Source organism: Streptomyces sp. NPDC005302 (genome assembly GCF_040607345.1).
Classification (GTDB): Bacteria; Actinomycetota; Actinomycetes; order Streptomycetales; family Streptomycetaceae; genus Streptomyces.
The window spans coordinates 43,508-64,815 of the sequence record NZ_JBEXGN010000013.1 but is presented as its reverse complement, the minus strand read 5'-3'; the positions used below and the strand labels follow the sequence as shown (position 1 = coordinate 64,815).

The window sequence follows — 21,308 nt, the reverse complement described above, 5'->3', positions numbered from 1 at the left end:
TCGACGAGGACAGGCGTCCACCGCAGCCGGTGAACGCCGGCCCCTGCGCGTGTTCACCAACTGATGCGGGCCGCCACCGGCAGGTGGTCGCTTCGGGTGGCCGGCAGCACCCACGAGCTCTCCGGCGTCACCCCGCGGACCATGATCTGGTCGATCCGCACCATCGGGAACGTCGCCGGCCAGCTGAAGCCGAAGCCGTCCCCGGCCACGTCCTGGGCCGAGCGCATCCGCGACGTGATGCCGTCGAACGCGCGGTCCTCCGTCGTGCCGTTCAGGTCTCCGAGCAGAACGACCCGTTCGTTTCGCTCGGTGGAGACGGCCTGCCCGAGCGCCTGCGCGTTTCGGTCCCGCGTGTCCGTCCAAAAACCCACCCGGGGATTCACGCGTGCGGATCCCAGGTGGGCCACATACACCGCCAGCGGACCCCGGTCCGTCGCAACCGTGCTGCGCAGAGCCCGGGCGTAGGCCGATCTGACGTCGGCCGGCTTGGTCGCCGCGAGCGGCCCGTAGTCCGTCTTGATGTCGACCTGCCGGGTGTCCGACAGGGGCCACTTGCTCCACAGTCCGACCGTGCCCCGCACCGCGTGGTACCTGTAGGTCTTCCCCAGCTCCTTCTCGTACGTGCCCCGGGCCATCTCGGTCAGCTCGACCAGGGCGAGCACGTCCGCCCCGGAGGCCGCCAGTGCGCGGGCGGTGCCGGCCGGGTCCGGATTGCCGGCGCCGACGTTGTGCTCGGCCACCGTGAGGTCGCCTCCCGGGTGGGACTTGTCGCCGAGCAGCCCGCCGAAGAGGTTCAGCCACACCAGGACGGGCAGCAGCAGCGCGGCGACCGCCGAGGCGGACCGGCGCCACAGCGCCGCGGCCAGCAGAACGGGGATGAACACGCCGAACCACGGCAGGAGGGTGTCCACCAGGCTGCCGAGGTTCCCGATCCGGTTCGGGATCCTCGCGTGCAGCAGCATGAAAAGGCCCAGCAGCAACGTCAGCACAGTGAGGACCAGGCCGCGTTTCCAAGGGTCCGGCCTGGAGACGGCGTGCGCCGTCCGGCGGACGCACGCTCGCCAGACGCCGATGCCGGTACCCCGGCGGATGTTCAGAGGACTGCCACCGGACCCCTTCCTGCGACGCCCGGTGCCGCCCTGCCCGGCCTCCGCTGGATCCACCTGGGTCACCGTCTGTTCCTGCTCACTGCCGGTCACTGCCGCGTCCTCGGGTCTCGTGTGGGGTCGGCATGCATACGCCTCGCCGGGTCCGTCACCGGTCCGACGCCTACGGCCAGTCAACGCGGGGTGATGTTGCCGGAACGTACGTGCTTTTCGATACGTCGCCGATATGCGACGACTCGTAGCATCGACGGCATGCGTGTGCTGATCGTCGAGGACGAGCCCTACATGGCGGAAGCCATCCGCGACGCCCTCCGCCTGGAAGCGATCGCGGCCGACACTGCGGGTGACGGCGACACCGCACTGCAACTGCTGAACATCACCGCCTACGACATCGCCGTCCTCGACCGCGACATCCCCGGCCCATCCGGTGACGAGATCGCCCAGCACATCGTCGCCTCCGGAAGCGGCATGCCGATCCTCATGCTCACCGCGGCCGACCGGCTCGACGACAAGGCCACCGGGTTCGGCCTCGGCGCCGACGACTACCTCACGAAACCCTTCGAGCTCCAGGAGCTGGTGCTCAGGCTCAGAGCGCTCGACCGAAGACGCGCACACAACAGGCCTCCCGTGCGGGAGATCGCCGGGCTGCGGCTGGACCCGTTCCGCCGTGAGGTCCACCGCGACGGCCGCTACGTCGCGCTGACCAGGAAGCAGTTCGCCGTGCTGGAAGTCCTCGCCGCGGCCGAGGGCGGCGTCGTCAGTGCCGAAGAGCTCCTGCAGCGCGCGTGGGACGAGAACGCGGACCCCTTCACCAACGCCGTGCGGATCACCGTGTCCGCACTACGCAAACGCCTGGGCGAACCCTGGATCATCGCCACCGTGGCCGGCGTCGGCTACCGCATCGACCCGGCGCCCCACACAGGGCGCGCAGGAGGGGCCCGTGGATAGGCCGCCCGGGCTGAGCGTTCGCCTCAAACTGACCCTCAGCTATGCCGGATTCCTCATGGTCGCCGGTGTCCTGCTGCTCGCGGCGGTGTGGGTGTTCCTGCTGCGCTACGTGCCCGAGCGTGCGCTCATCGTCCCCCGCGGCACCCCCACCCACGGTGTCTTTCCCATCCGGTCCAGCCTCCTCCATGTCTTCGCGCCGAGGGCAGCCGCGGTACTGGCGTTTCTCCTGGTGCTCGGCCTGGTGGGAGGGTGGCTTCTCGCCGGCCGGATGCTCGCCCCGCTGACCCGTATCACCAATGCCACACGCACCGCCGCGAACGGAACGCTCTCCCACCGGCTCCGACTACCGGGCCGCAAGGACGAGTTCCGCGAACTCGCCGACGTCTTCGACGGCATGCTGGAGCGACTCGAAGCGCACGTCGGCGAACAGAGAAGGTTCGCGGCCAACGCGTCGCACGAGTTGCGGACTCCGCTCGCGACCTCGAAGGCGCTGCTCGAAGTGGCCCGCACCGATCCGGACCGCGACACCGGCGAGCTCATCGACCGCCTCTCCGCCGTCAACACCCGGGCGATCGATCTCACCGAGGCTCTGCTCCTGCTCAGCCGGGCCAACCAGCGGTCCTTCACCCGAGAAGACGTCGACCTGTCGCTCATGGCGGAGGAAGCCACCGAAACACTCCTCCCTCTCGCGGAGAAGCACGGCGTCACGATCGAGACCACCGGAGAGATCACTCCCACGACCGGATCGCAGGCGCTCCTGCTGCAACTGACCATGAACCTCGTGCACAACGCGATCGTCCACAACCTGCCCGGACAGGGCACCGTGTGGGTCAACACGCGTGTCCGCCCCAAGACCGTCACGCTCACCGTGGAGAACACCGGTGAGAAGCTCACTCCGCGACTGGTCTCGACACTCACGGAACCGTTCCAGCGCGGCACCGAGCGGACCCACGTCGATCACGCGGGCGTCGGCCTCGGCCTGGCCATCGTCGACACCATCACCCACGCACACGACGGAACCCTCACCCTGACCCCCCGTACCGCCGGAGGGCTCCACATCACCGTGGAACTTCCGGCGATCGGAGCAGGGACCGACGGGTGGAAGTGACGGGCTCCGGTGGATCGCCCTCCTTCTCCGTGTGACATCCGTACTGCGGTGTTGGTGACTCTTGACTCTGCGCGATGACTGATCCCCGTCCGTAGGCTTGCGGCATGTTCCGATCTCACAAACCAGGACCGGACGATGCCTGGGAAGGCATCGTGGAGGACAAGTCGCGGGGGATGCTCGACGGCGCGAACATGTACCACTTCGTCAAGGTGAGGCGCCCCGACGGCCAGGTCGCCAAGGTGCGCATCGACCGGAGGCTGTGGAAGTCGATCACGGTCGGCGATCGCATCGTGAAGGAGGCGGGTAGCGGCCCGGTCAAGGCGTAGCCACCCAAGGTGCCGACTGAGGCCGGTCAGGCGTCTTCCGCAGCAAGGCCGGCCGCGAGGGCAGCGGTGTCGTCGTGCAGTTGGTTGCCGCTATAGGCGACGAGATCGCGGTGCAGACGTGCGAGGAGCTGTTGGGGCGGCAGGGTGCCCCAGGAGCGGACCCGCTCGACGAGCGGGTAGAAGTCGCCGGCCGCATCGCGGGTCTCGGTCACTCCGTCGGTGTAGAGCAGCAACTGGTCACCGGGGAGGAAACTGTGTTCCTCGACGTGGTACGGCTCGTCGACCAGTACGCCGAGGTTGAGGGGAGGTGCGGTCCTGCGGGCTTCCAGCTCTCTGACTTCGCCGCCGCGGATGATCAGAGGCGGCGGATGCCCGCAGTTGACGAGGCGCAGAACGCGGCCGTCCGGCTCGATCTCGGCAAAGACGGCGGTGACGAACCGTTCATCCATGTCGCTTCCCGCGAGCTGAGCCGCGCGTCGCGCGATGCTGGTCTCCACTCGTCCTGTCAGGGCCGCCAGATCGGGTTCGTCATGGGCGGCTTCGCGGAACGCACCGAGGAGCGCGGCAGCGGTCTCCACCGCGGTCAGCCCCTTGCCTCGTACGTCGCCGATCACCAGGCGCACGCCGTACTCCGTGGCGACCGCGCCGTAGAGGTCACCGCCGATGCGTGCCTCGGCGGCGGCGGAAAGGTAGAAGCTCTCTACGTGGACACGTCCGATCTGACGGGGCACCGGCCCGAGCAGGACGCGTTGCGCGATCTCGGCCACAAAACGCACGTCGGCGAGGGTGCGTTCGCGTCGAGTGCGGTGCAGGGCCAGGACGGTCCCCAGGGTGCCGACCAGAGCGGTACACAGGTAGGCGGCGACGTAGTGACGGTCCCACAGGTAGCCGACGTCACGGCCCGCGCAGCACGGGGTGCCGGCGAGAACTCCCTCGAACGCGATCGCCAGCACGGTGATGACCGCGACCGCGACGAACCCGTGCCCGAAGGCAGCCACGAGCGGAAGAGCGATGAGGGCGAAGCTGACGGGCCACTCCGCGGGAGTCATGGGTTCGATCGCCAGGATGGCGGCCACGTACGCCAACGGCATCCAGCGCACCCAGGCGGGTAGTTCCGGAAGTACCTGACTACCGTTCAACCCGGGGAGGGGCTCGTACTGTTCGTCGGAGGAGTGACCGGGGACGTTCACCCGAGGCCCTCACCCGCGCACGAGCCGTCGAAGCGACAGACCTCTTGCGTGAGGATCAAGACCGCGGGTGACCTGCCGGGCAGCTCGCAGGCCCGCACCTCGACGCTGAGCTCCTGGGGCAGATTGGACACGAGGTCATCCTTGCCTGCCCGTCACGGTGGAGTGGCCATTGCTCCACTACGTGGCATGTCGGGTGCGCACCTTCGTGGCCCTTGACGCGACCCCCGAAGGCAAACGCCTTCGCCACCGGTCGGGCGACCGGTGACGAAGGCGTTGGCGACGTGCGTACGCAGGAATCCGAGTCCCGGTCCTGCTCGGGTTCAGGGTCAGGCCTTGCCCTGCATGCTCCGACGCGCGGGGTTGCCCTGCTCGGAGGCCTTGGGGTCCATCTCGCCGGCCTTGTCGCGCACGCCCTGCTCGATGCGCTCACCGATCGACTTGTCGATGTTGGACCAGTACTCGAACGCCCGTCGCAGCACCGGCTCGGTGACACCGTTGAGCAGGTGGCCCACGACGTTGTCCACGAGCCGGGCCCGCGCCGCGTCGTCCAGGACCTCGCGCACCATGGTGCCGGCCTGGCCCCAGTCGTCGTCCTCGGCATGCGATACGTAGGCGGCACGGGTGATGTCGCCGTCGGCGTGCCAGCTCGGCGGATTGCCGAACCGGGCCGTGTCGGCCGCCGGGCCGCCCTTCGAGTTCGGCGCGTAGACGGGGTCGCTGGTCTTCCGGTACGCCATCGCCCCGTCCTTGGAGTACGTGTGCACCGGGTTGACGGGGGCGTTGACCGGCAGCTGCTGGTAGTTGGCCCCGATGCGGTAGCGGTGGGCGTCCGCGTAGGAGAAGAGCCGCGCCAGCAGCATGCGGTCGGGGCTCGGGCCGATGCCCGGGACGAGGTTGTTCGGCTGGAAGGCCGCCTGCTCGATCTCGGCGTGGTTGTCGGTGGGGTTGCGGTCCAGCGTCATCCGACCCACCTCGATCAGCGGGTAGTCGCCGTGCGGCCACACCTTGGTCAGGTCGAACGGGTTGAAACGGTAGTCGACGGCATCCTCGTACGGCATGACCTGGACGTGCAGCGTCCAGCTCGGGTACTCGCCGTCACGGATGTGCTCGAAGAGGTCCCGGGTGTGGTAATCGGTGTCGGCCGCGGCCATCTGGTCGCCCTCGTGCTGGGTGAACGTCTCGATGCCCTGGTCGGTCTTGAAGTGGTACTTCACCCAGAAACGCTCGCCCTGCGCGTTGATCCACATGTAGGTGTGCGAGGTGTAGCCGTTCATGTGCCGCCAGCTGCGCGGGATGCCTCGGTCGCCCATCAGCCAGGTGACCTGGTGGGCGGACTCGGGGGAGAGGGTCCAGAAGTCCCACTGCATGTCGTGGTCGCGCAGGTTGTTGTCCGCGCGGCGCTTCTGGGACCGGATGAAGTGCTGGAACTTCATCGGGTCCTTCACGAAGAACACGGGGGTGTTGTTGCCCACCATGTCGTAGTTGCCCTCGCTGGTGTAGAACTTCACCGCGAAACCGCGCGGGTCGCGCCAGGTGTCCGGGCTGCCCCGCTCGCCGGCCACGGTGGAGAACCGGGTGACCAGCTCGGTGGTGGTGCCGGGCTGGAAGACGGCGGCCTTGGTGTAGGCACTGACGTCCGAGGTCACCTCGAAGCGGCCGAACGCGCCGCTGCCCTTCGCGTGCGGCTGACGCTCGGGGATGCGCTCCCGGTTGAACTGGGCCATCTGCTCGATCAGGTACGAGTCCTGCAGCAGGATGGGTCCGCCCGGACCGACGGTGAGCGAGTGCTCGTCGCTCTCCACCGGGATGCCCGCGTCTGTGGTCGTCGGCTTGGGTGTGGTGTCGGTCATTCTCGATTCCCCTTCGTGGCGCGTGCGGGTACGGACCGTAGGCCCGGGCCGTGGACCTGTATGGCTCAGAACTCGGGACATCACCGCCTGGGGCCGCATGTGCGCGACCGCACGGCCGCGCATCTGCCGCCCCATCTTTGACAGCGAGGCACGAGTAACCCGCGATCGACGTCGTAAAACGCTCATGAACGGGTCGAAAGTGCCACCTCGCAGCCTCTCCCGGGCGGCCGTGCTCCGCCAGCGCTCACCCGGCCTCCGGCCTCGCAGGCCAGGGGCACGAGGAACAGCCGTGCCACCGGAAGCCGGGCGTCTCCCGGCCTCGCCTCAGACGCGGCACGCTCGATCGGACAGGTGGAGCGGAAACCCGACGAGCAGGGCGGCACCGTCGTGACAGTTCGTCCCGCCCGCCGCCATACGGGTGGCGCCCGGCGCCGTAACACGTAGTGAACGGCGATGACCGACGGCCGCCAGGCGAAGAGTCGCCCGACGACGCCGGGCGGCCGGCACCGCCCAGGTCCCATGCGGTCTCATCCGAGAGAGCCGCTTCGCTATGCGGCCGGGTACCCGCCGACGGCACGCCGGTACGCCACGTGCCCGCCCAGGGCGCCACTGACGGCGACCGCCCCGAGACCGCCCAGCGCCCACAGCTTGCCCTTCGCGGAACGGCCGCGCAGCCGCGCGGAGAGGGACGCGGCGTAGAAGGCGACCGCGGCCACGTTCGCGACCGCGTGGGCCAGCCCCACCCGTGCCTGCTCGGGCGGGAGGTCCGCCCAGTCGACCCAGCCGGCAAGGGCCGCCGGGGCGATTCCGACCAGACCCGCAGCGGTAAGGACGGTGGGCGCGCTCCGGCCGACCGGTACGACGTCCAGCACGGCGGCCGACAACCAGCAGCCGATCGGCACCTGCACCAGAACGGGATGCACGGGATGCCCCAGGGGCCTGCCGCGCAGCAGGTCGCGCGCCTCGCCCAGGGGAAGGGAGCGGACTGCTCGCTGAAGGGCGCGAATCGCCGGATCGGCTACGGAGGACCGTTCGATACGCGCCACGGTCGACAGCCAGGCGGCCGACGGACCGCCCTGGGTGAAGGCGCTTCCGGCGTCGGGCAGGGGAGCTGCGTGTGTGTCCATGAAGAACGCGTACCCGTCCTCGCGCTCCCGTCCCGCCTACGGCCCGGACTGCCCCGAACGCTCCATTCACGGCTGCTGCGGCGGCGCCCCCGACGACTGTCGGCGGCCGACCGGCGAGAGGCGCGGGCCGCCCGTCACGACACATGCCGAGCGAGAGCGCGGTTCGGCCGCGGAGCCGGCCGGCTCCGCGGCCGGATTCACGCGCGGCTGCGGTCGGCCCGTCCGGGAGACGGCGGGTGCAGGTGGGCCAGTTCGATGTCGCCTCCGTAGTGGGCGACGAGCCGGGGGTCCATGACGCGTCGCCACAGGGGCGTCAGCCAGGCGAGCACGATCATCGTGGCGTAGCCGGCGGGCAGTTGGGGAGCTTCGTCGAAGTGGCGGAGTGTCTGATAGCGGCGCAGTGGGTTCGCGTGGTGGTCGGAGTGGCGCTGGAGCTGGAAGAGGAGCAGGTTGCTGATGGTGGTGTTGCTGTTCCAGCTGTGCCGTGGCGCGACCCGTTCGTAGCGTCCGTCCGGGCGTCGTCGGCGCAGCAGACCGTAGTGCTCCAGGTAGTTGACGGTCTCCAGCAGAGAGAAGCCAAGGACTGCTTGCAGCAGGAGGTAGGGGAGCACCGTCCAGCCGAACGTGAGGGCCAGCGTGCCGAAGAGCGCGACGGACAGGGCCCAGGCGGTGAGTATGTCGTTGTGCGGACTCCACGTACGGCGGCCACGCCGCTGCAGACGGCTCGCCTCCAGCGTCCACGCGGACCGTAGGCCGCCCAGCACGCTTCGGGGCAGGAAGTGCCAGAAGCTCTCTCCGAAGCGGGAGCTCGCCGGGTCCTCCGGAGTCGCCACCCGGATGTGGTGTCCGTGGTTGTGCTCGACGTAGAAGTGTCCGTAGCAGCTCTGGGCCAGTGCCATGCGACTGAGCCGACGCTCCAACTGCACCCGCTTATGGCCCAGTTCGTGCGCGGTGTTGATGGCCACGCCCGCGACCACTCCGGTGGTGGCCGCCAGGCCGAGTCCGTCGGTCACCGACATCCCGGCGGCCGTCCACTGCCCGCAGGCCCAGACCAGCGCGCCGAACTGCAGGGGCAGATACAGGTAGGTGCACCAGCGGTAGTAGCGGTCCTCCTCCAGTCGCTTTGTGGCGGCCTCCGGAGGGTTCGCGCCGTCCGACCCCGTGAGCCGTTCGGCCAGCGGGATGACGGCGAAGGCGAAGACCGGGCCCCACCACCAGAACAGGCGCAGTCCCGTCGCCTGGACGAGGGCGCCCGCCTGCAGGGGAAGGGTGGGGACAGCGAGTGCCAGCAGCCACAGGTGGCGTTTGGGGTCGCGCCAGTGGAGATCTCCGGCGTCCTGGTACGACACGTCAGCTCCTCCGTCGAGTGCGCGCTTTCGCCGGCCCCGCCCGGGATCCGGCGAAAGCGCGCTTGGGGGGACCTCGAGCGTGCCAGCGTCTCTTCTCGCTGACAAAGGCGGCGCTGTGTCAATGTTCTGACGAACCGTCAGGTGTTGTCGGGGTGGGAGACTTCTTCACGAGACCGGCCGTCGAGGGGTGCGCGTGCCGCACACTGACCACATGTCCCTCAACCGTCGCCTCCTCGAAAAGCGGTCGGTCTCACCGGAGGAGAGGCCGGACCCTCCTCGGGTGGCCTGGCGCAGACAGATGCGCGAGCAGGTACTCGAGGAAGCCTGGACGCTCGCCTCCCACCACGGATGGGACCGTGTCCGGGTCGCCGACCTCGCCCAGCGGGCAGGTGTGTCGAGGCCCTCGATCTACGCCGAATTCGGAAATCGCGCGGGCATAGGCCAAGCCCTGGTGCATCGCGAGGCGGATCGCTTCCTGACGGAGGTCGCGATCGTTCTCACCGCCCACCGGGACGATGTCGGCGCGGCTCTGGAAGCGGGAGTCGGACACGCTCTGGCCGAAGCGGCGCGCAATCCCTTCATACGCGCTGTGATCACCGCCGCGCGAGGCGGCACCGACGCCCTGCTGCCCTTCTTGACGAGCCGTCCCGAACCGGTCTTCTCCGGAGGCCGGCAACTGGTCGCCGCCTGGCTGGCCGACGTCCTGCCCCGGACCGTCGAGCAGCGGCGCGACGACGCCGCGGACATCGTCGTGCGACTCACCCTCAGCCACATGCTCCTGCCGTCACACGACCCGCGCGAAGCCGCGAAGCAGGTGGCGAGGGCAGGATCCGCGCTGCTCGGAACAGTCGCGGGCCCACACTGAGCGGATCGGCCGGATCATCGGCCCGATCATCGAGCGCGACCCGTGCACGACCTCCCCGCAACCGACCGACCACGCAACTGACAAGGCAGCAGAGCATCGTGACATCGACATGCGTCCGTTTGATCGGCCCCTCCGACGGCCCCGCCCTGGCCGAGGCGCACCGACGGGACAGGCAGGCGTACGCGCGCTGGATGCCCGCGAGGCCCGAGGAGTTCTACACGCCCGACGGGCAGGCCACAGTCATCGCGTCACTTCTGGAGTCCCACGGCAAGGGACTCACCTGGCCAGGTGCCGTGGTGTCGGACGGGGCGGTCATCGGGCAGGTCACCATCAGCTCCATCCTGCGCGGCCCGTTCCAGAAGGGCTTCCTCGGCTACTGGATCTCCTCCCGTCACCAAGGGCTCGGACACACAAGTCGGGCCGTGGGCCTGGCTTTGCGGGTCGCCGAGGACGAGCTGAATCTGCACCGCCTGGAAGCGCACACCCAACTCGACAACCTCGCCTCCCAGGCGATCCTCCGCAAGCACGGCTTCCGTTCCTGGGGCATCGCCCACGAGCACTTCTACGCCGACGGCGCCTGGCGCGACGAAGTGTTCTGGGAACGCAGGTTGAACGCAGCGGCCGCGGACCAGGGGACGCCGGCAGGATAGTCCCGGCCGCCCTCCCACCCAGGTGGGTGCGCTCCGCTCCGGCGAGGGGCACCGGGCCGGCCGCTGTCAGCGTGGGTCCTGCGGGGAGATCAGACCGCTCTCGTAAGCGAGGACGACGGCTTGCACGCGGTCTCTCAGATCGAGCTTGGACAGGATCCGGCCTACGTGGGTCTTGACCGTGGTCGGGCTCAGGAACAGGCGGTCCGCGAGTTCGGCGTTGCTGAGGCCGGTCGCCAGCAGGCGCAGCACCTCCATTTCCCGCGGGGTCAGTCCGGACAGGTCGAGGCGCAGGCCGGTCTGCGGGGACTCCTGGCGGTGCGCGAACCGTTCGATCAGCCGGCGGGTGATCGTCGGTGCGAGCAGCGCGTCGCCGGAGCGCACCAGCCGCACGGCGGCGACGAGATGCTCGGGAGTGACGTCCTTGAGCAGGAAGCCGCTCGCTCCGGCGGTGAGCGCCGCGTAGACGTAGTGGTCGAGGTCGTACGTGGTGAGGATGATGACCCGGGTTCCGTACGTGCCGTCGGGTGTGCCGGCGAGGATGCGCCGGGTGGCCTCGATGCCGTCCATCCGCGGCATCCGGATGTCCATCAGGACGACGTCGGGCCGGGTGCGCCTGACGGCGTCGACCGCCTCGGCCCCGTCCGCAGCCTCGGCCGTCACCTCGATGCCGTCGGCCGCGAGGATCATCCCGAATCCCGTACGCACCAGGGCCTGGTCGTCCGCGATGACGGCACGCAGCGCGGGCGACTTCACACCGCCTCCCACGGGATCCGGGCCGTGACCCGGTACCCGCCGGTGAGAGTGGGCCCCGCGGCGAGCTCGCCGCCATAGAGCGCGAGCCGCTCACGCAGCCCGATCAGGCCGCGGCCGTTGCCGTCCACCGCGGGCGAGTTCCGGACCGCTCCGGTATCGCTCACCTCGATCTCCAGCCACGAGCCGGCGAAGCCGACCGCCACCGTCGCACTGGCGCCCGCAGCGTGCTTGATCGTGTTGGTGAGCGCCTCCTGGACGACGCGGTAGGCCGTCAGTTCCACCCCCGGCGGCAGCGGCCCGGGAGGCAGCGACACCGTCAGGGCCACGGGTGTCCCGGCGGCCCGCACGCGTTCGGCGAGGGCGTCGAGCTGTCCGAGGCCGGGCTGCGGCTCCAGACCGTCGGCGGGGCTGCCGGCCGTGCCGGTGTCCGGGCCCGCCAACAGGCCCATCACATGGCGGAGTTCGGCCATGGCGGCGCGGCCACCGGCCTCCACCGCCAGCAGTGCCGTCTTGGACCGCTCGGGAGCCGCGTCCATCACCTTGCGCGCCGCCCCCGCCTGAATGACCATCACGCTCACATTGTGGGTGACGACGTCGTGCAGTTCGGCGGCTATGCGGGCGCGCTCCTCCTCGACGGCCCGGCGCATGGACGTCTCCTGAGCCTGTTCCAGGTCCGTGAAGCGTTTCCGGCTGGCCTCGAGCCGCAGGCGCCCCAGACGGACGAAGCTGGCCAGCACCCCGACGACCAGGAGCACGACCGCGGGACTCGACCAGCCGGGGAGCACGGGGTCCGACTCCCGGAAGGCGACACCCGCCAGCACCGCGGTGACGACCAGGACGGCCATCGCCCGCACCCGGTACCGGCTGAACGCGACGGCCCCGTACACGCCGATACTGCACGTCAGCACATTGATCCAGGAGACGCTGTCACCTATCGCCAGGGTGGCGAAGGCCACCACCGTGAACGCGAGCAGCGGATATCTGCGCCGGGCCACGAGCGGCAGCGCCGACAGCGCGACCAGCACCCAGGGCACGGACGGCTCCGGTTCGTACAGGACCTCCGGGCCGAGAACGGCGGGCGGGTACGGCGCGGCGCCCGGGCCCGCAGAGACGACCTTGGAACTGATCCGGACAGGCCCGTCACCGGGATAGCGTGCCGCCACGATCAGCGCGACGACGGTCAGCACGACCGCCAAGGTCGCGTCCACCCACATCGCCCGCCGCGACAGCGGTACCGGCACGCCCTCCGGCCGCATCGCGTCGCGGACATGCGCCCACCACGCCGACGGTCGCAGCACATCGCCGACGCGCTCCCGCCATGCGCCCGCCCACCGTGCCGCACGCGGCCGTCCGCGGGGGTCCTCCGTCATCATGCGCACATTGTGTGGCCCGAGGACACGTATCCGCGTCCACCCGCACGGCCAACTCCCCTGTCCGCCAGGAGTACTCCTCCGGGATGACCTCCCCGCAGGGTCCTCCGCGGGGAGGGCCCGAAGTCGGTGCCGCGGTCGACGCGCCAGGCCGACGGCCGCCCGTACGTTCACCGGGCCCGCACAGCACAGCGGCTTCCCGACCACGAAGGACGGACACACACATGACTCAGGTGATCGAACTGCAGGGCGTCGCCAAGCGGTACGGCGGCGCCGGCGCAGCGGCGCTCGGACCGCTCGACCTCGCCGTGGCCCAGGGCGAGGCCCTGGCCGTGACGGGCCCCTCCGGCAGCGGCAAGTCCACCCTGCTCAACCTCGTCGCCGGACTCGACCGGCCGAGCGAAGGCACCGTGACCGTCGCCGGGCAACGCATCGACCGGCTCAGCGAGCACGCACTGGCACGGTTCCGCCGCGAACGGATCGGCATGGTCTTCCAGTTCTTCAACCTCCTCGACGACCTCACCGTCGCCGACAACATCCAGCTCCCCGCCCAGCTGGCCGGCACCGCCCGCCGGACCGTGGCAACCCGCGCCGGGGAACTGATGGAGGTGCTGGGCATCCACAAGCACGCCCGCGCCTACCCGGGCCGGCTCTCCGGCGGTGAACGCCAACGCGTCGCGGTGGCACGGGCCTTGGTGAACAACCCCGCTCTGCTGCTCGCCGACGAGCCGACCGGCGCACTGGACACCGCGTCCGGACAGGAAGTACGGGAACTGCTCGTGGATCTGCACCGCGGCGGGCAGACCGTCGTCCTGGTCACGCACGACCTGGAACTGGCACGGGCCTGCGCACAGCGCACCATCCATCTCGTGGACGGCCTCATCGCCGCCGACACGCGCGCGCAGGCCGTCCGATGATCCGGCTCGGCAGCGGCCCCCTGGGACGGGTCGTGCGCTCCGGGGTCGGCAGACGACGCGTGCAGACACTGGTCATCGCCGTGGCCACGATGATGGCGGTCGCGTCGGCCGTGGTCGCCGGTTCCCTCATCGTCGCAACGAACGCCCCCTTCGACCGTGCCTTCGCTCAGCAGCACGGCGCACACCTCACCGCGGACTTCGACCCGGCCCGGGTGAACGCCGCACAACTGCGGGCCACCGGCCGGGTCGACGGGGTCACGGCGAGCGCCGGACCCTTCCCGGCCACCTCGATCAGCCCGGTGGACGGCCACGGAGGGCACCTGCCCTCGCTGACCCTGGTCGGACGGCCCGGCCCCACGAGCGACGTCGACGCACTGGAACTCAAGTCGGGCCGCTGGGCGCGAAAGCCCGGAGAGATCGTGCTGTCCGCCTCGTTCGCCGGCGAATTCCTCAAACCCGGCTCCACGCTGATCAGTTCGGATGGCGCCAAGGGCCAGACCCTGACCGTCGTCGGCTTCGCCCTGTCGGTCGGCGGGAGCGCCGACCTGTGGGCGACCCCGTCCCAGGTGACATCGCTGGCGACCGGAGAGAGCCGCCTCACGACGCAGATGCTGTACCGCTTCGACTCCGCAGCCACGAAGTCGCAGATCACCGGCGACCGTAAGAAGCTCGCCGCGGCCGTGCCCTCCGAGGCGCTGGTCGGCACCCGGTCCTGGCTGGACACCAAACGCGCCGCCGATCAGGGCGCGGCGGCCACCATCCCGTTCCTGATCGCGTTCGGCGTCCTCGGCATCGTGATGTCGGTGATCATCGTGGGCAGTGTGATCAGCGGCGCCGTCGGCACCGGCCTGCGCCGCATCGGCATCCTCAAGGCCATCGGCTTCACCCTGCGGGAGGTCGTACGGGCCTACGTGGCCCAGGCGTTGATCCCGGCCGGAGCGGGCATCGCGCTGGGAGTCGTCCTGGGCAACCTGCTGGCCGTGCCGCTGCTGGAGGACACCGAGTCCGTGTACGGCACCGTGTCCCTCTCGGTGGCCTGGTGGGTGGACGTCGCCGTACCGGCCGCCGCGCTCCTCGTGGTCGCCGTCGCCGCTCTGGTGCCCGCACTGCGGGCCGGGAAGCTGCGTACCGTCGAAGCCATCGCCGTCGGCAGGGCGCCGCGCACCGCACGCGGGCAGTGGGCGCACCGGGCCGCAGGCCGGCTGCCGCTTCCGCGACCGGTGACCTACGGCCTGGCGAGCCCCTTCGCCCACCCCGTGCGCTCGATCGCGATGGTCCTCGCGGTGACCTTCGGAACGGCGGCCGCGACCTTCGCGGTGGGGCTGACGCAGTCCCTCGACGCGGTGGCCGGCGCGCAGGATCCCGAGGAACGCGCCGACGTCAGCGCCATCAGCGGCGTGACCTCCTCGGGCGGCGGACCGGGCCAGGAGCATTCCTCCGCCGGCCCCGAGGGAAAACCCGCGGCAGCGGGACCGGGCCAGAAGCAGCCGTCGGCGGACCCGAAGCGCCTGCGTACCGCCATCGCGGCGCAGCCGGGCACCGCCTCGTACTACGGCATGGCACAGGGGGACGCCACCGTGTCCGGCGTCTCCGGCACCGTACGGGCCAGCCTCTACCAGGGCGATTCACGCCCCGGCAGCTACGAGATGATCGCCGGCCACTGGATCACCGGCCGAGGTCAGGTCGTGGTGCCCACGCACTTCCTGGAGACGACCGACACCAGGATCGGCGACAGCGTGAGCGTGACCTTCGGGAAGGAGACAGAGCGCCTGCGGATCGTCGGCGAAGCCTTCGACACCTCCGACGACGGTATGCGGATCCACGCCGACCTGGACAGCTTCACCACGGCCAGGCCCGAGGTCTTCCACATCGAGGTCGATCCGGGAGTCTCCCCGAGCACCTATGCCCGCGAACTCGACGAGGTGGTCGAGCCGTTCGGCGGCCACGTCCTCGCCAACTCCACCCCGCAGGGGGAGAACATGATCCTCGTACTGGAGGCCATGGCCGCGCTGCTCACCTTGATGCTCGTCTCCGTGGCGGGGCTCGGAGTACTCAACTCCGTCGTCCTCGACACCCGCGAACGCGCCCACGACCTGGGCGTGTGCAAGGCACTCGGCATGTCCCCGCGCCAGACCGTGGGCCTCGTCCTCGCCTCGGTGACCGTGGTCGGCGTAGTCGGCGGACTGATCGGAGTACCGGCCGGGTTCGCCCTGCACGGTTACGTGTTGCCGGTCATGGGTGAGGCCGCGGGCACGGGTCTGCCGCCGTCCGTCCTCGATGTGTACGGCACCGCGCAGCTACCGCTGCTGGGCCTGGCCGGAGCGCTCGTGGCCCTGCTGGGCGCGCTGGCCCCGGCGGGCTGGGCGTCCAAGATCCGCACGGCCACGGCGCTGCGCACCGAGTGAGCGGTGGCCGGCCGACGCCGGCGCGCGCTCGGACGGACCGGGCCGCATCTCTCTGGGGCGCGGCAGCGGTCATGTTCGCGCTTCAACCGCACGACGCCGGCAGGCCCCGTGCGCCGCCGAATAGTTGAGAGCCTGAAGTCGGGTCCTTTTGCGGCAAGTTGGGGCACGGGGGGATACCCGCGGAGGTGAGGGGCCGGATGTCGCACGAAGGGGGCAAGGGGATTCCCTCACCCACCCTGCAAAGCCGGTCAGTTCAGGTGTTGTTCGGCCTGCGGCAGCGCCTTCTGTTGTACCGGCACGTGCAGGAGGCGCGCGGACGATTGCCGGCGGCGCGGTTGTCAGTGGTGGACCGTAAGGTCTTCGCATGACCCACCGGAGACTGCCCTCGGTAGGTCACGCGCGGCGCCGGCACCCGGCCCGGTCCTGCGCTGCCGCCAATCCTGCGCTGCCGGGCCACGACGCCGACAGACGTTCCGATGCCACCCCGAGCCGCACAGCGAGAGGAAGAGAAACATGATCAAAGGTCTGCGCAAGCTTGACGTCATCACCCTGTTCGCCGAGGACCTGGCCGCGACCAAAGCCTTCTACACAGACGTGTTCGGCTTGGAGGTGGTCTACGAGAACCAGGATTCCGCCGTCGTGAAGTTCGACAACCTCATGATCAACCTGCTGGACGCGGCCAAGGCCCCTGAACTCCTCACCCCCTCGGCCGTCGGCGGTGCGAGCAACGACCCGCGCGCCCTGTTCACCATCGAGGTGACCGACGCCGACGCCGTCGCTGCCGAGCTCGAACAGCATGGTGTGCGGATCCTCAACGGTCCGGTGGACCGTCCGTGGGGTCGGCGCACGGCGGCGTTCGCCGACCCGGCGGGCAACGTGTGGGAGATCGCCCAGATCCTGGATAACTGACCCCGCGGCGAGACACGGTGGCCGGGACAAGCGGCGGGGTTCATCTGGTCTGAAGGCGGTGCCGTGCACGAGGCCGCCGGGTAGCGGGACGCCGTGAGCCGCGTCGCCGCACGTGACAATCCCGGAGACGTCGGCGGTCATCCCCGGGATACTGGTCGGCCATGGACGAGGTCGAAGTCGTAGTCGCCCATTCCGAGCGTGCGACCCTGCGCGTCGGCGGCGTGTTCCTGAAGGTGGACGCCGATCGGGCGCGCATCGACATCGAGATCGAGGCGATGTCCCTCGCGCCGGTCCCCACTCCCGAGGTCATGTGGCACAAGCCGCCCGTGCTCGCGCTCGTCGCGCTCCCGGGGGAAACCCTTGGGCGCCTCGGCGGGCCGTCGACCGGGTCGCCAGCGGCGTGGGCCGCGGCGGGCGCCGCCATCCGGAAGCTGCACGACGCGCCACTGCCGGCTCGGGTCGGCCGGGCCGGCCGGAGCATCGTCGAGCTGGCTGCGGAACTCGACGACGAGTGTGAGGTGCTCGTGACGAACGGCGTCCTGCCCGCCGACCTGGTCGTCCGCAACCGCCAGGTCGCCGAGGCCGCGCTACGGCCCTGGACCCCGGCGTTCACGCACGGGGACCTGCAGATCGCGCACGTCTTCGTCGACGACGGAGAGGTCGCCGGCATCATCGACTGGTCCGAGGCGGGCCAGGGCGACGCCCTGTACGACCTTGCCACGTTCACACTCGGACACGAGGAGCACCTCGACGACGTCATCGCCGGCTACGGCAAGGACGTCGACCTCGATGTGATTCACGCCTGGTCGTCGTTGCGAAGCCTGCTGGCGGTTCGCTGGTTGATCGAGCACGGCTTCGACCCGTTCGAGCCGGGCTGTGAGGTCGACGTGCTGAGATCCCGGATGTGAGCCTGCGCGAAGCCGTCGCCGGCAGACGCCGGCGCAGCCGAGGATGACGCGCCTGGCGGATGTCGTAGAGGACTCCATGACTCGAAGGGAGCAAGCCAGGGTGGGGGAGCCCCTGGGGAGTCCTGGCTTGTGGTGGAGTGCACTCCAATAGACATGATCGCCACGGCAGGACAACAGGACAGTGCGAACCGTCCTCCTGGAACTCCCCGACGTGCCTGCCCCTTTCTCCTGCGAAGAATGCGAGTCCCCATGGCCGCCAAGACCGTACTGATCACTGGCACCTCCACCGGCATCGGCCTGGCGACGGCCCTCCGCGCCGCGGAGGCCGGATGGCGCGTGGTCGCCACCATGCGAGACACCGGCAAAGCGGGCACGCTCAACGACGCGGCGGGGGCTGCGGGGTTGGCCGAGCTGATCGAGGTCCGTCGCCTCGACGTGACGGAGCCCGACTCGGCACAGGAGTGTGTGTCGGCAGTCATCGCCGAGCACGGCTCTCTCCACGCGCTGATCAACAACGCCGGGGCCGGCCACGTCGGCACACTCGAGGTCGACGGCGTCGAAGCCGCCCGGCGCGTCATGGAGGTCAACTTCTTCGGCGTCCTGAACACGACCGCCGCCGCCCTCCCGTATCTGCGCGCCGCAGCGGGCCGGCTGATCGCTGTCTCCAGCGTGGGCGGCGTCGTCGGCCAGCCCTTCAACGAGGCCTACTGCGCCGCGAAGTTCGCGGTCGAGGGATACCTGGAGGCGCTCGCCCCCGTCGCGGCCACGGTCGGGGTGGGAGTCACCCTCGTCGAGCCAGGCGCTGTGGCCAGCGAGTTCGTGGCCAATGTGGGAGTTCCCGACGACCGCGGTGCGATGGCGGAGCGCTTTGGGCCCTACACACCTGCCTTGGACGCCTATCTGGCCCGCACCGCCGACGCCTTCGCAGCGGCCCAGAGCGCCTACGACGCTGCCGGCACCGTTGTCGAGGCCCTGACCGCCGAACGCCCGGTACTGCGTGTGCAGACCTCGGAAGGGGCCCGTTCGTTCATCGCACCCAAGCTCGCGGACCTGGACGGATCGAAGGTGCTGAGCATGACCGGCACCTGGGTCGCCTGACAGCGCCCTGCTCGCCGCCCGCTGCCGTACGGGCCTGGCGAGCCGCTTCTTGGGCTGTCCCCTGGATACAGATGAGACCGATTCAAGCGCGACCCGTCAGCCGGAGCACGGTCGGGCCGCTCACCTCTGTACGAGGTCGACGGCCCGCCTACGGGCTTCCCCCTCATCGGCCCTCAGAACGGCGAGGGTGACGGCGTGAACCTGCCGGAGACGTCTCCGACGAGGTCGAGACCTTCGGGAACCAGAGTCATCACGGGAGCACCGGGTGAAGGATCGAACTGGCCGATCTCGGCCCACAGGAGATTCGGACTGGTCGTCAGCTCGAAGAAGTACCGCTTGTGGGTGAGGTCGCAGACCGTGCGGTACTCGGTGTTGTAGGTCTGGAACCTTCCCTTGCGGTACGGCGCGCCGAAGGGAACCGAGGCGTTGCGGGTGACGGCCAGGATGCCGGCGATCGCCTGCTGCTCATCGGACGGTTCGGGCAGCAGGGCACTGAAGTAGGCGGCCCGCTGGAAACGGTCGACCGCGTTCACGTTCCCGGGCAGCGGTACTTCACTGCCGGGCTCGTCGTGTCCGAGGGACCGCACCTTGTGCACCTGCTCCTTCAGGAGGCGCAACTGGTCGTCGTAGGCGGGCTCGTTCGTCATGATCGTGTAGCTGCGGTCGTGGTGCACCTGTCGTCGGCCGCCGATGTACTCGACGATCGCGGAGTCTCCCGACGCGTCCTCCAGGGCCACGTGCACCGTGGCGGCGAAGCCGTGCATCTCGACGGGCACCAACTGGAAGGTGTCGAGCAGCTCGAGAGCCTCACCGACGGTCCCCGCGGTGTCCAGCAGGTACTGGATCCACAGGGCGATCTGGAGACCCGGCCGGTCGGAGTCACGAGGGCCGAGGTCGGTTCTGTCCAGGTACAGCATGTGCGCCCCGAGCCCGACTTCGTTGAGACCGTCGGCCGTGCCCGCGCCGTAGACGGTCGTCACGAGGCTGCAGAACCTGCTCGTCCAGCGCAGAGGATTGTCGCCCACGACAGTGGTGCCCGCCAGTGTGCCGCCGTCGCGTTCGAGGCCTCGGGGGAAGAAGGTCAGGACCGGTTCGGTCGATTCCGGCCAGTCCATCGTCCGGCCGGTGAGGACGGCGTGGTTGTTGGAGTTCCACAGAATCCGCGTGCACATCGGTGATTCCCTCTCTGGCCGAGGTGCCCCTATCGGGTCGCGGCCGAGGCGGATACCCCTTCCGGCCCCTCACGGCGAGTACGGCCCGGTGCTGTCGACGCCTATGCACCAGGACTGCCACTACGAAGCGGGCCCAGCACCCGGAGGGGACCGAAAGAACCTGATCGGCCCTCATTCCCGAGCGCCGCGCCGCTCACGCAGGGACTCCGGAGCCCATGCCCGCGACGACCGAGGGCCGCAGAACCAGGCGTACGGGGCACCGGACGGCTCTCCCTCAGTCGCCCGACAGCGGCCCGCCCCGCCTCTCCGATCACATCTCCCCGAGGTGTCACCTGATCCGGAGGGCGGGCCGGTTCGCGAGAGTGCCTACTGCTGGTCGGTGAACTGCGGGTCCTTCGCCTGGTTGTAGATCTCCTTGCCGGACGCGTCGTAGGCATGGACGTACGGGCTCGGGCCCGCGTAGTGCGGGCCGGCGTGGGACGTGGCGAGAGCGGCCGCGTAGGCGAACGCGCCGCCTGCCATGACCGCCGGATACTCCTTCGGGGCGTCGCCGTAGCTGATGGTGATCTTGGCGATGTCGGATGTGTAGTGCCCGGCGCCCATCATGAGGTATTGCCCCTTCCCGGCAGGTTCGCGGGTGGAGTCGAAATACTCGATCTTGTGGCCGGTGCCCCACAGACGATCGTTGATGAACGTCGGCGGGGAGTCCTGGCTGGTGCCCTTGTCACCCTTCGACTGGCATTGCACGTACTGGTCGGCCGAGTCGACGGCGACGACCACCCCGTCCGAGTCCTGCGAGGCGACGGGAGTGCGTACCGAGATCACCGCGTGGTACCGGGATGCGTCCGAGCCCAGGCAGGAGGCCAGGATCTTGGTGACGGTCCCGGCGTCGATCGGGGTCGTCTTCGCGCGGGTGATGGTGAACGTATCCGCGGTGGGGCCGGCGTGAGTTGAGGACGGCGCCGAGCCGGCTCCGCCGGACGTGGAACCGGGCGTGGTGCTCGGAGTCGGCGACGTGACAGCGCCCGTCGGGTTTCCGGCAGGTTCGGCGAGAACCGGCTTGTCACCGCCTATCCCGCCCAGCACGGAAACGGCCGCGACGCTCACGCCCGCAACGCCGGCGGCGATGCCCAGGGGCACTCCCCAACGACGCGCCAGCGAAGCCCGGTTGTCCTCTGGGCCGATCTTCATCAGTAGTTCCTCTCGGGTCCGCCGGTGGTCCGGCAGATCGCGATCGGAAGGAGCCGCAGGAATGCC

The 21,308-nt window shown here is 69.9% G+C and carries 20 protein-coding genes; 10 read left to right on the top strand and 10 right to left on the bottom strand.

Annotated features, from left to right (window positions below; all coding sequences use genetic code 11):
* Nucleotides 1-53: 53 nt before the first annotated feature.
* Complete coding sequence (locus tag ABZT74_RS20680; RefSeq protein ID WP_356437089.1) at nucleotides 54-1,073, bottom strand: endonuclease/exonuclease/phosphatase family protein; 1,020 nt, start codon at nucleotides 1,071-1,073, stop codon at nucleotides 54-56.
* A 285-nt stretch (nucleotides 1,074-1,358) separates the two neighbouring features.
* Between ABZT74_RS20680 and ABZT74_RS20675 the strand changes: the two genes are divergently transcribed.
* The 3 genes from ABZT74_RS20675 to ABZT74_RS20665 all read left to right on the top strand — a co-directional run bounded on the left by ABZT74_RS20675 (nucleotide 1,359) and on the right by ABZT74_RS20665 (nucleotide 3,488).
* Nucleotides 1,359-2,054, top strand: coding sequence for a response regulator transcription factor (locus tag ABZT74_RS20675; RefSeq protein WP_356436820.1), 696 nt, complete (start codon nucleotides 1,359-1,361; stop codon nucleotides 2,052-2,054).
* Nucleotides 2,047-3,162, top strand: coding sequence for a HAMP domain-containing sensor histidine kinase (locus ABZT74_RS20670; protein WP_356436817.1), 1,116 nt, complete (start codon nucleotides 2,047-2,049; stop codon nucleotides 3,160-3,162). Before ABZT74_RS20675 ends, ABZT74_RS20670 begins: the two co-directional genes overlap by 8 nt.
* 104 nt (nucleotides 3,163-3,266) lie before the next feature.
* Entirely contained in the window at nucleotides 3,267-3,488 is a 222-nt protein-coding gene (locus ABZT74_RS20665; protein WP_356172450.1) for a hypothetical protein, read from the top strand.
* A gap of 26 nt (nucleotides 3,489-3,514) precedes the next feature.
* Here the strand turns inward: ABZT74_RS20665 and ABZT74_RS20660 are convergent, their stop codons facing one another.
* From ABZT74_RS20660 to ABZT74_RS20640, 5 genes are all read right to left on the bottom strand, one after another.
* Nucleotides 3,515-4,579: a PP2C family protein-serine/threonine phosphatase gene (locus tag ABZT74_RS20660; protein WP_356436814.1), complete on the bottom strand. Its 1,065-nt coding sequence runs from the start codon at nucleotides 4,577-4,579 to the stop codon at nucleotides 3,515-3,517.
* 95 nt (nucleotides 4,580-4,674) lie between these two features.
* Entirely contained in the window at nucleotides 4,675-4,809 is a 135-nt protein-coding gene (locus ABZT74_RS20655; protein WP_356436811.1) for a hypothetical protein, read from the bottom strand.
* A 195-nt stretch (nucleotides 4,810-5,004) separates the two neighbouring features.
* Nucleotides 5,005-6,528 (bottom strand): catalase, encoded by a 1,524-nt coding sequence (locus ABZT74_RS20650; protein WP_356436808.1) that lies wholly within the window; start codon nucleotides 6,526-6,528, stop codon nucleotides 5,005-5,007.
* A gap of 548 nt (nucleotides 6,529-7,076) precedes the next feature.
* On the bottom strand, nucleotides 7,077-7,655 hold the full coding sequence (locus ABZT74_RS20645) for a DUF2231 domain-containing protein (protein WP_356436805.1): 579 nt from the start codon (nucleotides 7,653-7,655) through the stop codon (nucleotides 7,077-7,079).
* A 197-nt stretch (nucleotides 7,656-7,852) separates the two neighbouring features.
* Entirely contained in the window at nucleotides 7,853-9,004 is a 1,152-nt protein-coding gene (locus ABZT74_RS20640) for an alkane 1-monooxygenase (RefSeq protein ID WP_356436802.1), read from the bottom strand.
* Nucleotides 9,005-9,284: 280 nt separating this feature from the next.
* Here ABZT74_RS20640 and ABZT74_RS20635 point away from each other — a divergent pair, with 280 nt between their 5' ends.
* Entirely contained in the window at nucleotides 9,285-9,869 is a 585-nt protein-coding gene (locus tag ABZT74_RS20635) for a TetR family transcriptional regulator (RefSeq protein WP_356436799.1), read from the top strand.
* A 98-nt stretch (nucleotides 9,870-9,967) separates the two neighbouring features.
* The gene (locus ABZT74_RS20630; protein ID WP_356436796.1) at nucleotides 9,968-10,519 is read left to right on the top strand and encodes a GNAT family protein; all 552 of its coding nucleotides are present in this window, start codon (nucleotides 9,968-9,970) and stop codon (nucleotides 10,517-10,519) included.
* A gap of 66 nt (nucleotides 10,520-10,585) precedes the next feature.
* Here the strand turns inward: ABZT74_RS20630 and ABZT74_RS20625 are convergent, their stop codons facing one another.
* Both ABZT74_RS20625 and ABZT74_RS20620 read right to left on the bottom strand, forming a co-directional pair.
* On the bottom strand, nucleotides 10,586-11,272 hold the full coding sequence (locus ABZT74_RS20625) for a response regulator transcription factor (protein WP_356436793.1): 687 nt from the start codon (nucleotides 11,270-11,272) through the stop codon (nucleotides 10,586-10,588).
* Complete coding sequence (locus ABZT74_RS20620) at nucleotides 11,269-12,645, bottom strand: histidine kinase (protein WP_356436790.1); 1,377 nt, start codon at nucleotides 12,643-12,645, stop codon at nucleotides 11,269-11,271. Before ABZT74_RS20620 ends, ABZT74_RS20625 begins: the two co-directional genes overlap by 4 nt.
* Before the next feature lie 221 nt (nucleotides 12,646-12,866).
* Between ABZT74_RS20620 and ABZT74_RS20615 the strand changes: the two genes are divergently transcribed.
* The 5 genes from ABZT74_RS20615 (at nucleotide 12,867) to ABZT74_RS20595 (ending at nucleotide 18,879) form a co-directional block, all read left to right on the top strand.
* Nucleotides 12,867-13,559: an ABC transporter ATP-binding protein gene (locus ABZT74_RS20615; RefSeq protein WP_356436788.1), complete on the top strand. Its 693-nt coding sequence runs from the start codon at nucleotides 12,867-12,869 to the stop codon at nucleotides 13,557-13,559.
* Nucleotides 13,556-15,964: an FtsX-like permease family protein gene (locus ABZT74_RS20610; protein ID WP_356436785.1), complete on the top strand. Its 2,409-nt coding sequence runs from the start codon at nucleotides 13,556-13,558 to the stop codon at nucleotides 15,962-15,964. Before ABZT74_RS20615 ends, ABZT74_RS20610 begins: the two co-directional genes overlap by 4 nt.
* A gap of 513 nt (nucleotides 15,965-16,477) precedes the next feature.
* Nucleotides 16,478-16,873, top strand: coding sequence for a VOC family protein (locus ABZT74_RS20605; protein ID WP_356436782.1), 396 nt, complete (start codon nucleotides 16,478-16,480; stop codon nucleotides 16,871-16,873).
* A gap of 161 nt (nucleotides 16,874-17,034) precedes the next feature.
* On the top strand, nucleotides 17,035-17,781 hold the full coding sequence (locus ABZT74_RS20600; protein ID WP_356436779.1) for a phosphotransferase: 747 nt from the start codon (nucleotides 17,035-17,037) through the stop codon (nucleotides 17,779-17,781).
* 249 nt (nucleotides 17,782-18,030) lie between these two features.
* Nucleotides 18,031-18,879: an SDR family NAD(P)-dependent oxidoreductase gene (locus tag ABZT74_RS20595; protein ID WP_356436776.1), complete on the top strand. Its 849-nt coding sequence runs from the start codon at nucleotides 18,031-18,033 to the stop codon at nucleotides 18,877-18,879.
* Between the two features lie 173 nt (nucleotides 18,880-19,052).
* Here ABZT74_RS20595 and ABZT74_RS20590 read toward each other — a convergent pair whose 3' ends face one another.
* Together ABZT74_RS20590 and ABZT74_RS20585 are read right to left on the bottom strand one after the other, a co-directional pair.
* Nucleotides 19,053-20,051, bottom strand: a complete 999-nt coding sequence (locus ABZT74_RS20590; protein ID WP_356436773.1) for a linear amide C-N hydrolase — start codon at nucleotides 20,049-20,051, stop codon at nucleotides 19,053-19,055.
* Between the two features lie 366 nt (nucleotides 20,052-20,417).
* A complete protein-coding gene (locus ABZT74_RS20585; protein ID WP_356436770.1) occupies nucleotides 20,418-21,242 on the bottom strand; it encodes a hypothetical protein in 825 nt (274 codons plus the stop codon).
* Between the last annotated feature and the right edge of the window lie 66 nt (nucleotides 21,243-21,308).

Bases quoted from the DNA above. Each gene is read 5' to 3' on its own strand.
- ABZT74_RS20675 (WP_356436820.1), top strand. From the start codon at position 1,359: ATGCGTGTGCTGATCGTCGAGGACGAGCCCTACATGGCGGAAGCCATC.
- ABZT74_RS20665 (WP_356172450.1), top strand. From the start codon at position 3,267: ATGTTCCGATCTCACAAACCAGGACCGGACGATGCCTGGGAAGGCATC.
- ABZT74_RS20660 (WP_356436814.1), bottom strand. From the start codon at position 4,579: ATGCCGTTGGCGTACGTGGCCGCCATCCTGGCGATCGAACCCATGACT.
- ABZT74_RS20650 (WP_356436808.1), bottom strand. From the start codon at position 6,528: ATGACCGACACCACACCCAAGCCGACGACCACAGACGCGGGCATCCCG.
- ABZT74_RS20645 (WP_356436805.1), bottom strand. From the start codon at position 7,655: ATGGACACACACGCAGCTCCCCTGCCCGACGCCGGAAGCGCCTTCACC.
- ABZT74_RS20620 (WP_356436790.1), bottom strand. From the start codon at position 12,645: ATGATGACGGAGGACCCCCGCGGACGGCCGCGTGCGGCACGGTGGGCG.
- ABZT74_RS20615 (WP_356436788.1), top strand. From the start codon at position 12,867: ATGACTCAGGTGATCGAACTGCAGGGCGTCGCCAAGCGGTACGGCGGC.
- ABZT74_RS20610 (WP_356436785.1), top strand. From the start codon at position 13,556: ATGATCCGGCTCGGCAGCGGCCCCCTGGGACGGGTCGTGCGCTCCGGG.
- ABZT74_RS20605 (WP_356436782.1), top strand. From the start codon at position 16,478: ATGATCAAAGGTCTGCGCAAGCTTGACGTCATCACCCTGTTCGCCGAG.
- ABZT74_RS20600 (WP_356436779.1), top strand. From the start codon at position 17,035: ATGGACGAGGTCGAAGTCGTAGTCGCCCATTCCGAGCGTGCGACCCTG.
- ABZT74_RS20595 (WP_356436776.1), top strand. From the start codon at position 18,031: ATGGCCGCCAAGACCGTACTGATCACTGGCACCTCCACCGGCATCGGC.
- ABZT74_RS20590 (WP_356436773.1), bottom strand. From the start codon at position 20,051: ATGTGCACGCGGATTCTGTGGAACTCCAACAACCACGCCGTCCTCACC.
- ABZT74_RS20585 (WP_356436770.1), bottom strand. From the start codon at position 21,242: ATGAAGATCGGCCCAGAGGACAACCGGGCTTCGCTGGCGCGTCGTTGG.